We start from the raw sequence: 228 nt of genomic DNA, 5'->3' as shown, positions 1-228 counted from the left end.
AACGGTGAGCATGGCGTGCTTCTTCGTCTCGCCCGCGGTCGTCGCATCGTCGGACGGGACGGGCATCGCCGCCTTGTCGCCCCAGGGGGTGTCAGCGGTGAACCCGCCGTCGGCCAGGTCGAGGGCGTGGTCGTGCAGCCGTTCGGCGAGGTTCGCCTCTCTGTCGACCGCCCAGTCGACGGTCGCGTCCAGCGTCTCGGCGAAGCCCTCCACGAGGCGCCCTTCGCC

At 71.5% G+C, this 228-nt stretch carries 1 pseudogene; it reads right to left on the bottom strand.

Going from position 1 to position 228, the window contains the following annotated elements:
* Positions 1-228, bottom strand: a pseudogene (locus tag KVS71_RS19890) (ABC transporter substrate-binding protein); the annotation flags it as partial.

This window comes from Microbacterium sp. GbtcB4 (genome assembly GCF_019091465.1).
Lineage (GTDB): Bacteria > Actinomycetota > Actinomycetes > Actinomycetales > Microbacteriaceae > Microbacterium > Microbacterium paraoxydans.
This window is presented reverse-complemented; position numbering and strand designations above follow the sequence as displayed.